The sequence below is a fragment of the Bacillus sp. FSL K6-1033 genome (assembly GCF_038630765.1).
Taxonomy (GTDB): domain Bacteria; phylum Bacillota; class Bacilli; order Bacillales; family Bacillaceae; genus Bacillus; species Bacillus altitudinis.
In genome coordinates this window covers 271,637-284,784 of the sequence record NZ_CP152041.1, presented here as the reverse complement: position 1 = coordinate 284,784, position 13,148 = coordinate 271,637, and the positions used below count along the sequence as shown (strand labels likewise).

At 43.1% G+C, this 13,148-nt stretch carries 13 protein-coding genes; 3 read left to right on the top strand and 10 right to left on the bottom strand.

Annotated elements, in window-relative coordinates; genetic code table 11:
- Positions 1–37: 37 nt before the first annotated feature.
- The 4 genes from MHH31_RS01555 to MHH31_RS01540 form a co-directional block, all read right to left on the bottom strand.
- Entirely contained in the window at positions 38–898 is an 861-nt protein-coding gene (locus MHH31_RS01555) for an alpha/beta hydrolase (protein WP_284724771.1), read from the bottom strand.
- A gap of 113 nt (positions 899–1,011) precedes the next feature.
- The gene (locus tag MHH31_RS01550) at positions 1,012–1,377 is read right to left on the bottom strand and encodes a VOC family protein (RefSeq protein WP_008342155.1); all 366 of its coding nucleotides are present in this window, start codon (positions 1,375–1,377) and stop codon (positions 1,012–1,014) included.
- A 100-nt stretch (positions 1,378–1,477) separates the two neighbouring features.
- Positions 1,478–2,860, bottom strand: coding sequence for an amino acid permease (locus MHH31_RS01545; RefSeq protein ID WP_019743569.1), 1,383 nt, complete (start codon positions 2,858–2,860; stop codon positions 1,478–1,480).
- Between the two features lie 67 nt (positions 2,861–2,927).
- Positions 2,928–4,436 (bottom strand): AMP-binding protein, encoded by a 1,509-nt coding sequence (locus tag MHH31_RS01540; protein ID WP_061417791.1) that lies wholly within the window; start codon positions 4,434–4,436, stop codon positions 2,928–2,930.
- Positions 4,437–4,698: 262 nt separating this feature from the next.
- Between MHH31_RS01540 and MHH31_RS01535 the strand changes: the two genes are divergently transcribed.
- Positions 4,699–5,136 (top strand): MarR family transcriptional regulator, encoded by a 438-nt coding sequence (locus tag MHH31_RS01535; RefSeq protein ID WP_007498406.1) that lies wholly within the window; start codon positions 4,699–4,701, stop codon positions 5,134–5,136.
- A 21-nt stretch (positions 5,137–5,157) separates the two neighbouring features.
- Here the strand turns inward: MHH31_RS01535 and MHH31_RS01530 are convergent, their stop codons facing one another.
- The 4 genes from MHH31_RS01530 to MHH31_RS01515 all read right to left on the bottom strand — a co-directional run bounded on the left by MHH31_RS01530 (position 5,158) and on the right by MHH31_RS01515 (position 9,649).
- Entirely contained in the window at positions 5,158–6,291 is a 1,134-nt protein-coding gene (locus tag MHH31_RS01530) for a zinc-dependent alcohol dehydrogenase (protein ID WP_058336307.1), read from the bottom strand.
- A gap of 161 nt (positions 6,292–6,452) precedes the next feature.
- Positions 6,453–7,475 carry a quercetin 2,3-dioxygenase gene (locus MHH31_RS01525; RefSeq protein ID WP_159145358.1) on the bottom strand — a complete coding sequence of 341 codons (1,023 nt, stop codon included), beginning with the start codon at positions 7,473–7,475 and terminating at the stop codon, positions 6,453–6,455.
- A gap of 80 nt (positions 7,476–7,555) precedes the next feature.
- Positions 7,556–8,119 (bottom strand): TetR/AcrR family transcriptional regulator, encoded by a 564-nt coding sequence (locus tag MHH31_RS01520; RefSeq protein WP_024719023.1) that lies wholly within the window; start codon positions 8,117–8,119, stop codon positions 7,556–7,558.
- 45 nt (positions 8,120–8,164) lie between these two features.
- Positions 8,165–9,649 (bottom strand): amidase, encoded by a 1,485-nt coding sequence (locus tag MHH31_RS01515; protein ID WP_326241381.1) that lies wholly within the window; start codon positions 9,647–9,649, stop codon positions 8,165–8,167.
- Positions 9,650–9,837: 188 nt separating this feature from the next.
- On the opposite strand from MHH31_RS01515, the gene MHH31_RS01510 reads away from it, so the two are divergent.
- The gene (locus tag MHH31_RS01510) at positions 9,838–11,451 is read left to right on the top strand and encodes a S8 family serine peptidase (RefSeq protein ID WP_342495179.1); all 1,614 of its coding nucleotides are present in this window, start codon (positions 9,838–9,840) and stop codon (positions 11,449–11,451) included.
- A 37-nt stretch (positions 11,452–11,488) separates the two neighbouring features.
- Here the strand turns inward: MHH31_RS01510 and MHH31_RS01505 are convergent, their stop codons facing one another.
- Complete coding sequence (locus MHH31_RS01505; RefSeq protein ID WP_342495178.1) at positions 11,489–12,025, bottom strand: DUF402 domain-containing protein; 537 nt, start codon at positions 12,023–12,025, stop codon at positions 11,489–11,491.
- Between the two features lie 114 nt (positions 12,026–12,139).
- Here MHH31_RS01505 and MHH31_RS01500 point away from each other — a divergent pair, with 114 nt between their 5' ends.
- Positions 12,140–12,346: a hypothetical protein gene (locus MHH31_RS01500; RefSeq protein WP_008342164.1), complete on the top strand. Its 207-nt coding sequence runs from the start codon at positions 12,140–12,142 to the stop codon at positions 12,344–12,346.
- A 57-nt stretch (positions 12,347–12,403) separates the two neighbouring features.
- Here MHH31_RS01500 and MHH31_RS01495 read toward each other — a convergent pair whose 3' ends face one another.
- On the bottom strand, positions 12,404–12,940 hold the full coding sequence (locus MHH31_RS01495; protein ID WP_008342165.1) for a GNAT family N-acetyltransferase: 537 nt from the start codon (positions 12,938–12,940) through the stop codon (positions 12,404–12,406).
- Positions 12,941–13,148: the final 208 nt, after the last annotated feature.

Sequence of the window (13,148 nt, the reverse complement as noted above, 5' to 3'; positions counted from 1 at the left end):
CAAAAAAGCTCTGGTCATATGATCAGAGCTTTTTCCTTTATGCTAAAAATTCGAGAATGAGCTTGTTCACGACATCTGGTTTTTCATGATTGATCCAATGAGTCGCATCATCGACAAAAATCAGCTGTCCATTTGGGCAAATCTTGATCGTTTCTTTTGCGAGCTTTCTGCTTAGAAACTTGTCCTCCATTCCCCAGATCATGCGGACAGGCACGAGAATTCGTTTGGAAATCGGTTTTTCAAAGCCGCCTTTTTTAATCGCTCGATACCAATTCAACATGGACGTAATGGCTCCAGGCTGCGTCCATGCCAGCTTATAGCTTGAGACATCTTCCTTCGTGAACAGATGAGGTCTAGCAGACAGTCCAATGGCTTCATCCAGTCTTTGAAAGTGATTTTCTTGAAGCGCTGCCTCCGGTACATTTGGAAGCTGAAAGAACGCGATATAAGAGCTCTTCTTCCACTGCGGCGGATAAAACGGAAGGACCTTCATCATCACACGAGGATGCGGCATGTTGACGATGATTAATTTCTCTACATATTGAGAACGGGTTGAAGCAAGGTGCCAAGCAACCGCTCCGCCCCAATCATGTCCGCCGACAATAGCCTTTTGATTTGGGCTCAGCGCCTTAATTAATCCCACGATATCATCTCTTAATTTGTCTAAGACGTATGATTCGACTCCTTCTGGTTTGTCACTCAGATGGTATCCCCTTTGATCAGGAACAACGACACGATACCCCGCCTCAGCCAGGGAGAGGATTTGATTTTTCCAACCATACCAAAACTCAGGAAATCCATGCAGCAGAACCAGCAGTGGGCCATCTTCAGGACCAGCCATTGCCGTATGGAGCTTTATGCCGTTTGTTTGAATATATTGAAACTCAACTTGATCCATTCCTTTTCCACCCTTTCCCCATGTCTTATCATTCTTCCAACATAGCATATTTTCCATTTTTCAGAAAATAAAAACACTCACAAAAAAACCTTCACAAGGGTGAAGGTCTTTATTTATTTCATATAATTCAGCACCCATATCAGACCATTCTTCCGATCTTGTACTTGTCCATGAAGTGCGCCAAAAAACGTATCCTGTAATTCCACAAGGACATCTCCGTCAGCTTCAAGCGCCTCGTATACAGCCTTTAACTCTTCCTCATTGTCAAACTGCATGATCAATCGAAGATTCTCTGGTTTTGGTGTGCGGCCAAATGTATCTGAAAAGTGGAGCAGTGATTCTCCAAGGTGCAGCTCAGCATGCAATACACGGTCTTGATGTTCATTTAAGATACGAATATCTCCGCCAAAAATTCCTTGATAATATTGAAGAGATTCTTTGACGTCTTCTACGACAATATATGGACTAACGCTGATCATTTCCCTCATCCTCCTCTTGTTCCGTTCATTATCTCTTATATAGCTTATCCCAAATCGTATGAAAAAAGGCACAAATCGTCAACGGATTTGCACCTTTTTCTCAAGCAGATTTCGCTAATTCACTGTGTTTGTTAGAATACGCTGCGTACATGACGACACCGATAATCAGCCAAACCCCGAAGTACAGCCATGTCCGGCCTGGTAAATTGAGCATCAGAAACACACAACAGCCCATCGAGATAATTGGCAAAACCGGTACAAACGGAACCCGGAATCCCCTTTCCAGCTGTTTATGTGTCTTTCTCAAAATGAGTACGGATAAGCTCACCATCGCAAACGTTAATAATGCACCGATATTGGCTAGGTTGGACAGATCCTTCAAATCAATAAACCCTGAAATAACAGCTGTCATCCCGCCAATCACCCATATACTTGCAACAGGTGTATCACTTTTGTTTGTTTTTGAAAACACTTTAGGCAAGAGCCCGTCCCGCCCCATCGCAAAAGCAATTCGAGTTGCCGCATAATTATTGGCGAAAATCACAGCCATCAATCCAATCACAGCACCGACAGAAATAATACCAGCCACGCTATGTTGATGGACACTTTGCAATACATAAGACATTGCCTCTGTCACATTCAACTTCGTATAGTGCACCATGCCTGTCATGACCAAACAAACGACAATATAAATGATCGTACAAATGAGCAATGAACCAATGATACCAATTGGCAGGTTCCGCTGTGGATTTTTCACCTCTTCTGCAGAAGCTGAAATGGCATCGAACCCTAAAAAGGCAAAAAACACAGCAGCGGCTCCAGCAATAATCCCTTCCGTACCAAACGGCATGAACGGCTGCCAATTGGCTGGCTCTACATAAAAACCACCTACTACAATGAAAAGAACAATAATGCCAAGTTTCACAAACACCATGATATTATTGAATTTTTTACTTTCTTTTGTTCCTCTAGATAGGATCCACGCAATGAGTAAAGCAATGATAATTGCTGGCAAATTCATATATCCGCCTTGTTCTGGACCAGCTAAAAATTGATGTGGAATTGAGATTCCAAACCCCTCCAGCAGGCTGTTAAAATAACTCGACCAGCCACTCGCTACAGCTGAAGCAGTCAGCATATAAACAGATAATAACGTCCACCCCATGAGATGACCTACGAGTTCACCCATTGTGGTATATGAATAAATGTACGCACTGCCGAACACAGGCAGCGCGGAAGCCATTTCTGCATAACAAAGTGCTGCTAAACTGCACACAATCGCTGCGATCGCAAAGGAGAAAATAACAGCCGGTCCTGCATCCTTAGCTGCTGTAATTCCGGTTAACACCATGACCCCCGTCCCAATCACAGCCCCTATGCCAAGGAGCGTGAGATCGAGCCCGCCCAGTGTTTTCTTTACCTTTTGCTGTCTGCTCTGTTCTAACAAATCGTGAATGTGTTTCTTACGAAGTATATGTCGCAAACCCTTTCCCTCCAAAACGTTAGAAAAACAAAAAAATCATTCAAATTTCATTATAGCAGAATAGGTCCTACGCATTCACAACCAATTCACGTAAATCTTTCTTCATGATTTTACCAAGTTTATTTTTTGGCAGATCCTGCGTGAAATGAATGGATGGCACTTTGTAATCTGCTAAACGTTCCTTGCAGTAATTCACCACATCTTCTTCGCAGAAATCGACAGATTCGTCTTTTACGATATACGCACTTGGTACTTCACCATATAAGTCATCTGGTACCCCAATGACAGCAGATTCAATTACACCTGGAATTTGATCAATGACCTCTTCCACTTGGTCAGGATAAATATTATCCCCACCGTATAGAATCACATCTTTGTATCTCCCTGTGATGTAAAGAAAACCGTCTTCATCCAGATAGCCTGCATCCCCCATATGGAACCAGCCATCTTTGAGCACTTTCTCTGTCGCTTCAGGTTGATGATAGTAGCCTAAGAAATAAAATGGGCTTCTCATGACGACCTCGCCAATTTCTCCAGCTGGGAGCGCCTCTTCTGTCTCAGGATGCACGATTTTGACTTCTACATCCGGATCCACTTTACCAGCAGAGCCCATCTTATCCTCGCCCATCGCTGGATGCCACGCACTCACAACCCACGCTTCTGTACTTCCATAGCCATGCATCATCTGAATGCCTACTTCTTTGTAATCTTTAATTAAGCGTACCGGTACCTTCGTACCACCAGAAATCGCAATTTCAAAAGATGAGAGATCGTACGAACCGCGCTTCATTTCTTCTAGCATGTACGTATAAGCTGATGGGAAAGCCATCATAAACGTAATTCTTTCTTTCTCAATCGTTTCTAAAATGCGTTTCGGTGTTGCATCATGTAAGAAGACTAACGTATACCCTTCAATTGCAGCTGCAATCAAGTGATTAATAGAACTCATATGATACAGCGGATGACTTGCCAAGTACCGTTTTCCTTTCAGATCAAATCCTCGATTCCCACGTCGTGTTAAAAATTGATAGATTCGTCCATGTCCGACCATACAGCCTTTTGGATTGCCTGTTGTACCTGAGGTGAATAAAATCATGGCCAAATCTTCTTCTGATACCTCTTCAGCAAGATCACTTCCATCATTAGACGCCAATATGTCTTCAAACAGCTGTGTTGTTTTCGCATTGACACCAGATTCCACCATGAGACAATCTTCTAAAGACACATTCACTGCCGCAATGATGTCACGGAATTCACGGTCAAAAAATAAAGCCTTTGGCTCTGCTTTTTTCAAGATACCTTCTAGCTCAAAAGAGGTAAGCTGCCAGCTAAGCGGTACGGCGACTGCACCTGCTTTAATGGCTGCCAGCATAATCGTAGAAAAGTGATGATGGTTTTGACAAATAAAGCACACCCGGTCACCTTTTCGAATTCCTTTACGGTGTAAGTAATGTGCCAGCTGATCAATGCGTTTTGCATATTCTTCAAATGTATAAGACACACCTCCGCCAGTTACCGCTTCAATTTGTGAAGAGCGTTCCATTCTGTCGTTTAGTAATGCCTGTAAAGTATTCAATATCTTCATCTCCAAACGTTTGATGTCCAATAGCCAATTTCCAGAGAATTGGATTGGCAGATTTTATCTCATTCACATTCTAAAATAAAAAGAGGTGAAAGTAAAATCATTTCATTTTGGAATTGTTCCTTTTATTAATTGATAATATAGGTAATTTTATAGCCGTCTTCCATTTTGGTTTAAATGATGATGCTTATTATGATAAGATAGACCTAGTAATTGATCGGAAAATGCGAATGCAATAGGAAAAGAGGTATGGAGAATGCAACATTTCGAGCTAGAGGCAAGTTTGTTAGACCATGCACTGACAAAGTATTTAAAGGCGACGAAACGAATAGATGAAGAGAATATCCCGAAAAACGTCACGAATGTAAAAGGGTTTATTTTACGCATCATCTACCGCCATCAATCATGTACTGTGAAAAATATTCTGCAGGAAGTTTCATTATCTCCCTCCGCAACAACAACCGCTCTCAATCACTTAGAAGATGAAGGGCTGATTATCCGCTCTAGAAATAACAATGACCGCCGTACGGTATGGATTACACTCTCTGAATCAGGTGAACAAATCGCCAGACAAATGATCGACAATCGTCAGCTGCTTGTCAATCAACTGTTCAATCACCTATCAGAAGAAGATAAAAAAACATTTTTTGAATTAATCGAAAAAATGATGGACGAGCGCACATTAAAGGCTTAGGAAATATCCTAAGCCTTCTTTTTATGGCTTTAAGATGACTTTTATACAATCATCTTGTTTTTCATTGAATATGTGATACGCATGAGCTGCGTCATCTAGCGGTATTTGATGTGTGATGATCGCTCTAGGATCAATTTCCCCGGTTGTCACTTTTTGATAAAGCTTTGACATGTACCCTCTCGCTGGCGCCTGTCCCATTTTCAGCGTGACGTTTCTTGCGAAAAAAGCACCCAATGGGAACATATTGTAAAGACCTCCATACACACCCGTCAGCTGAACAGTCCCGCATTTCCTCACGGCTTTTGTGGCAATTTGAATGGGCCCTATCGTTCCGCCTTGCAGCTTGAGCTTCTGTTCAATCTTTTCAAGCGGTGACTTTTTCCCATCCATCCCCACACAATCAATGACAACATCCGCCCCACCTTTTGTGAGCTCTTTTAGGGTTTCTCCCATGTCAGGGTCTTCTGTAAAATCAAATACTTCTACGCCGCTCATTCGTTTTGCATGGTGAAGGCGATAGTCTATGTAATCAACAGCAATGACCCGCTCTGCGCCCTTTTGCCAAGCAAATTGCTGTGCCATTAACCCAACAGGTCCACATCCTAGCACAATGACCGTATCCCCCTTTTTTACACCTGCGTGTTCTACACTCCAATAAGCAGTTGGCAGAACATCTGATAAAAACAGCAATTGTTCATCCTCTAACTCACAATCATCCGGCACCTTAAATGGTGTATAGTTTCCAAAGGGCACACGTAAATATTCAGCCTGTCCTCCGGGGTAATTCCCATATTTCTCACTGTATCCAAAAAGTCCGCCTGAATCATAATGGGGATTTGAGTGATCGCATTGACTTTCTAAATGGTGATGGCAATACTGACATTGACCACACGCCACGGTAAATGGAATGACGACACGATCTCCCTTTTTCACCGCAGTGACATCCGGCCCGACTTCCTCTACCACCCCCATCGGTTCATGCCCAATCACATAGCCAATAGGAAGCGGGAAATTCCCTTGATATAAATGTAAATCTGACCCACAAATTGCTGTAGATGTTATCCGAACGATGACATCTTCACGATCTTGTATAGATGGTGCAGCTACTTCCTTTACCGCAATGCGGCTTTTCCCTTGATAGGTGACAGCTCTCATCTGCATTTCCTCCTTTAGTTCAAGTCATCATTTCTATAGCTTCACCTTGAATGGATGGTTCATGCATATGAATAGGGATGCTGTTCCATAAGGGAAAACAAAATAACCCGCCGATTTATTCAGCAGGTTGTTTACTTCAATATGTGTAACGCGTTACACAGCTATTTTTCTTCGACAAACACCAAATCATACTGAGCAGAGGTCTCCCCACCCTCCATCATGTTCCCTTCCTGTATAAAATAAGGGCACATACCTGGACTTTGTGCTTCTTCAAATTGTTCAAACACTTGCTCAATATAGCCAGGCAGCAGCAAAACCAAAAATTTATTTGAATGAGACACTAATTCATACGAGTGAACGGTATTCGGAGGAATATAAGCAAAATCCCCCGGCATCAAGCAAATATTTTCTCCGTTTAACTGAAGATTCATTCTGCCTTCAACACAATAAAGTGCTTCTGTATGCACTTCATGATAATGCGGACGTAAGCCTTTTCCCTTTGTCCCTTCAATCACAAAATAACTGAATCCGCCTCCTGTTGTTTCTGTTGTCGCAATCAGCTCATGAAGCTGACCTTCGACCATGTATTGCTTTCCTTCACCAGCCTCCAGCACATATGGCTGCACTGCGCGCGGGAGCTGACTATGAAACAAAACAGCTGGCTTGGTTGTATTGGATAGCTCCCTAATGCCGTGCATCAACATGATATCGCTTTCTTTTTCAGCCTGATGAAAGCTGTCTGCATCAAATGGGTGATCAGTCATCGGCCATTCATTCTGCAACAGCCTCTTTCCGATTTGCTGATAGACATCTGTCATTTGCCCGCCCAGTGCATAAGAAATAAATCTTGTTTTGTGACTATGCATTCTATAGCCATGAATTGTTTTGGGCGGTATATGAATATAATCACAGGCCGTCACCATATACTTTTTACCGTCCAGTATCACTTCCAGCTTCCCTTCCAGCACAAAGATGGTTTCAAATAGCGTCTCATGACAATGCAGCGGAAAGTAAGCACCTTTCCCACCTGTGATTAAGACGAGCTCAAACAGTTGATTTGTTTGATTTGCTTCTGCCAGCACATGTACAAGCTGATTTTCCAAACCATACAGCTCCCCCGAACCTGACACGGTATAAAAAGAGGTATCTTCGGATTGCTTGATCGATTGTGGTTGCTCCGACATCCCATCACTCCTCATGACTAATTGACTATCTTTATTATATAGACCAATTGATATAATAGATAGGCAATATGCGAGAGATTTTACTCTTCTCGCATAAATAAGTGTCTAAGGTAACATTTTACGTGCTCTAAAGGTGTCGTTTGCTTTAATGCAGTAGTCATTGATAATCCGCCGATGACCATTGAATGAAGGAGAGATGCCCGCTCATCCGCTTTTGTTTCATCATATCCGCTATTCATCAACTTTTCTTTGACAAGCTCTTGCCAGCGAATCATTTCTTGTTTACATGCAGCATGAAGTTTTGTATGTTCAGGTTTTGACTCTGCCGCCAGTAAGACAATCGGTATCCCTCTTTCACTTTCTTGCTCCATAAAACCCCGAATGATATTTGTCATAAAATGATCGACGGCGACATATGGGTCATCAGAATAGGCAAAACTTTCTTCAATTTGATCGATGACCCTTTGACTAATATATTCAACGGCTGCTATGGCTAGCTCTTCTTTTCCATTTGGAAAGTAATAATAAAGAGATCCTTTCGGCGTGCCGCTCTCTCTAATGATTTGATTCAACCCTGTCGCATGATACCCCTGTTTACGTAAAAGAAGTGCGGCCGTTTGAATGATTTTGTCCTTCGTACTCACGTGTGACACTCCTTTCCTCCATAGACCAACGTCAATGCCATTGTATTATTGATTCAGTAATGGATGCGTTCCTTTCCATAATGAGGATGATTCTATTTCTGACGCCAGTCTGAGCAGCCAGTCCTCTTTTCCTTTCGGTGCTGTCACCTGTACGCCTAAAGGCATGCCTGCTTCTGTGAGATGAACTGGCACACTCATAGATGGCTGGCCGGTTAGGTTAGCCAGCTGTGTAAATGGTGTGTAGGTCAAACTCTTGAGGAACATTTCATAAATCAGATCCTGCTGTGCTTGCATTGAAAGGGATGACACACGTAACAATGCATCAATTTCTTGATCGTTATGCATCAGCTCGCCAACCTTTGGAGCCGAATAGGCAGTAGCTGGGGTCACATATAGATCGTAGGTTTGATGAAATGCGGCCATTTTTGCAGCGGCCATATCCCATGCATCAAGACTTTCTGTATAAGCAGCAGCCGTCACATTTTTTCCTGCTTCCGCCAGTACCCATGCCACAATATCTGTCTCCTCCGGCTTCACCGGACGCCCGAATGAACGAGCCAGAGAGGTAAATAAGGCAGACATTTCACCGCTGTTCATGACGTAATATTGCTGCATCAGATGGACACCATCAATGTCCGGCTTCACTTCTTCTATTTGATGCCCTTGTTCACTCAGCCATTTCACAGTGTTCAAGACTGCCTGCTTTGCTTCCTCACTCACCTTCGTGCCTACTGGAGAGTCTACACTGTAAGCAATTCGCATAGAAGAGGTTCGTTTCACCAAATCCTCCTGATAGCTGCCGTCATATAATGGCGTTTGGAACGCAGCCTCTGGCTGAATGACTTGAAGCAAATCAAGAAGGGCTGCACTGTCTCGAACTGTTTTTGTGAGTGTAAAGTCAATGGAAGCTCCTTGCCACTGCCTTCCTGCACCCGGGCCGACCGGTGTTCTCCCCCTTGTTGGCTTGAGTCCAAATAAACCAGTAAAGGATGCCGGAATCCGAATAGACCCTCCGCCATCACTCGCTCCACCCGCAGGTACGATGCCGCTTGCCACAGCTGCTGCCGTCCCGCCGCTTGAACCGCCCGGAGAATAGTCAGCATTCCAAGGGTTTCTCGTCGGACCATATAAAAAGGGTTCTGTCACATTTCTCAATCCGAATTCAGGTGTATTCGTATGACCGATCATGAGGAGCCCAGCCTGCTTCAATCGACGGACAAAGTGGGAATCTGTTTGTGCCTTTACATCCTTTAACAGCAAAGCACCCGCCGTCAAAGGTTCATGCTCCAGCCCCTGCGATATATTTTTCAACACAAACGGAACACCAGCAAAAGGCTGATCCGCATCTAGTGACTTCATGTCTTTGAACACTTGATCTCGTCTAGTCTGAATCACCGCATTTAGTACTGGATTCACTTCTTCCAATCTAGTAAATGCAGCTTGTACAAGCTCTTCGGGTGTGACCTGCTTTTTCTGCACAAGTGACGCCAGTCCCGTCGCATCATACGTCATATACTCTTTTACATTCATCGGCATGTCCTTCTTTCTCATATTATGATCTCTCTATTGTCTACTAGAATTCTATGAAATTCAATTTCGGGATACGTGTGAAAAAAACTTTCTTTCTAGACTATGATTCTTCTAACCATCTATCTTATTTCTCCGATATAATAAAGAAAAAAAGACGGAGGTCACCTCATATGCAAGGAGCCATTGCCTTGAAAAAGAAAATCGTCGTGGTCATCGCGTTTCTTCTTGCTTTGACAACTGCTTTGCCCTTCCATTCGCAGGCAGCTGCACCACCAAAAGAAACAGATGTCATCATCGTCTATAAAAATCAAAAAGGAAAACAGACGGCTATTCAAGAAAGTGAAAAAGTGAACGCTCAATACATACATCTTCCAGCTGTAGCAGTGACAGCAGATGAGCAAGCTGTCACCTCACTTAAAAAAGACCCAAACATCGCTTATGTTTCAAAAAACGTTAGGGTCAAACTCGCTGCTTCTACCGTGAAAAAAACGGCTGCTGCTAGTGGTCAGGATGCTTTGGTACAAAAATCTTATAACTTGCAGAAGCTCAATGTAAAGCAAGCAATCAAAGAAGGCGTGACAGGAAAAGATGTGAAAGTAGCCGTTCTCGATACTGGTATTTTCCCACATGAAGATTTAAAGGTAGCCGGCGGTAAATCATTCGTCGATTACACGTCTTCTTACAAAGATGATGAAGGACATGGAACACATGTCGCCGGTACAATTGGGGCGCTCAATAATGATTACGGTACGGTCGGTGTCGCTTCTGGTGTGAAGCTGTATGCTGTAAAAGTATTAGATAAAAAAGGAGAAGGCGACTTATACAGTCTGCTCCGAGGCATTGATTGGGCAATTAGCAATAAGATGGACATCATCAACCTAAGTCTAGGTTTTGAAGATAACATTCCGATTTTACGTTCAGCAGTTGATGAAGCATACAAAAAAGGACTGCTGGTCGTTGCTGCAAGTGGAAATGATGGAAAGAAGAATGGTATTAGTTATCCTGCCGCATACAATAGCGTCATTGCTGTTTCCGCAACGACTGACAAAGACAAACTCGCCTCCATCTCTAATACGGGGAAAGGAATTGAATTTTCCGCTCCCGGCGAGAACGTCATCAGTACCTATTTGAAAAATGAATATTGGTATGCAACGGGTACATCACAAGCGGCACCACATGTCACAGGAATGCTTGCGCTGTTAAAACAGCTACATCCTAAGAAAACAAATGTTCAGCTCCGTACTTTATTGCGCAGCTATACAGTGGATCTTGGCGCAAAAGGAAAAGATCCACAATTCGGCTATGGCCGCGTGCAATATGTGCCGCAGTCAACCTTTTTAAAGACTGCTACAAGCGCAGTCAAGACAGCCGAAACATCTAAAAAACAGACAGATGTTGATCAAGCCAAAACGAAAATTGGCAGACTCACTGCCAGCAAGCAAAAAACCGCACTCACTGACCGAGTCAAAAAAGTCCAAACAGCCATTGATATTCGTGACGCACGAGCGAAGGTCAAATCAGCTGAAAAAAATAAAACCCAAGGCTCGATTAAAAGTGCCCAAACGGCCATTAAAAAGCTATCCAAAGGCAAAGAAAAAACAAGCCTGCAAAACCGGCTCGACAAAGTCAAAAAACAAGTCGCCTATCAAAAGAAAGTGACAGATGCCAAACAAAAAGTCAAAAAAGCCGAAGCCAAACGAACAAAGAAAACAAAAGCAACCGCTCAAAGTGCGGTCAAACAACTAAAAGCATCTAAAACAAAAACTGCTTTACAAAAACGACTAAACCGGATCAAGGTTTGATAAAAAAACGATTCCTTTCAGCAAGGAATCGTTTTTTCTATTTCAACATCTTCTGAAAGAGGGTGTGATGATACTTCCCTTTCGCATCCAGCCTCACTTGATCGAGGATGTGCGCTAACGAATGGATGACATCACGGAGTGCTCGATGAACCGAGCCCTGCTCAAAGAAAGCTAAACTCTCCGGCAGTTCATCTTCATCCAAAACAAAGAAATCACCATTCGGAAGAACGAGTAGATCAATCAATAAATCTTCAAATATCACCACCCGTTCTTCAAACCATGTATGTCTGACGATATTCAAATAAGAGCCAAGTTCATTGCCTTGATCATCCCGCCAAAAATAGACATTGTAAGGCCGGTCCGTCCAATAATAGGCGGTCGTATAACTCCCTTTTGGAATCGTGACAGTGCCATCACCAGCAACCATTGTAAATGGTTCTTGAATTTTATGAAACAACACGACTTGCTGCTCCTGTGCGTCTAACAGCTGACACGTATGTTCCACAACCTGATCATCGTATTTGATTTTTCTCTCAATGACGTCATCCCAAGAATTTGCATATAGCGGAAACAATCGGTCACAACCCCTTCTGCATCTACTTCTTATTCTAGTATACACTGCTTTCTTTTGAAGAAATAAAGGTTCACTGCTGCTGCCTATGGAAGACATATGGTGAGGTGAAAACAAATGAACGGAATCACAATCATCGAAACCGTAGCAGAACTCGGACAAATCATCTTGGTTTTTTGTGGCTATGCCCTTTACTGGCGGCTTGTGAAAACGAAAAGAGATCGAAAGCTGACCCCTTATGAACATGTGTTGAAATTCTTTGTCATGTTCGGATTAATCTCATGGTGCTTTTCATATATGGCACTGAACGTATGGGTATCATGAGAAAGAGGAAGAGCCCCGTCCATGCAGGACATGCTCTTCCTCTTCTTATACAGCGTGTTATGAGCCAGCCGGCTGTTCTTTTTTGATCACATACTGATAGCTCTTCACATGCGTCCCATTTTGATTCACAAATTCTTTATCAAGTGCCCGTTCAAAGCCCATTCTTTCATATAAACGAATGGCGGCCTGCATTTTATCCGACGTATGAAGGTACAGGACGTTCTCGCCCCACGATTGCGTCAGTTCTATACTTTTACGCAACAATGACTCTGCAATGCCTTTTCCTCTCACATCAGGATCTACCCCTAAAAACCGGACAATCGCTGAAGTAATCCCCATCTCAGGCTTGTCATATGCCTGTTCTGATGATCGGAACATTTGAAGGGTCCCCACGACCTTGCCCTCAAGCTCGGCCACAAGCATCAACTCCATGTTTGGGTTATCTACAGCCGCCCGCAGTGCTGCAGAATAGTTTTGCCAGCCTTCCTCTGTAAATTGAGGCTCATACTGTGCGTATGATTTGATCAGCACATGTGTGATCGCCTCATGATCTTCACTCACTGCTTGACGAATGATCAACTCTTGTTGCTCCATGCCAGCACCTCCTGTTTGTCTATGAATGGATATACGTATCATGCAATCACTGCATGCCGATGATCTGATTCTTTTCTCTACTCATTCAATGTAAAGAGTCTTCTTTTAAAGATCAATTATTTTGCACGAAATTTTCTTTGAAAATTTTGATTGAAATGGAAAGCTTGATTCATTATGCTGATTTGAGGACGTATACAAGGAGTGGCAT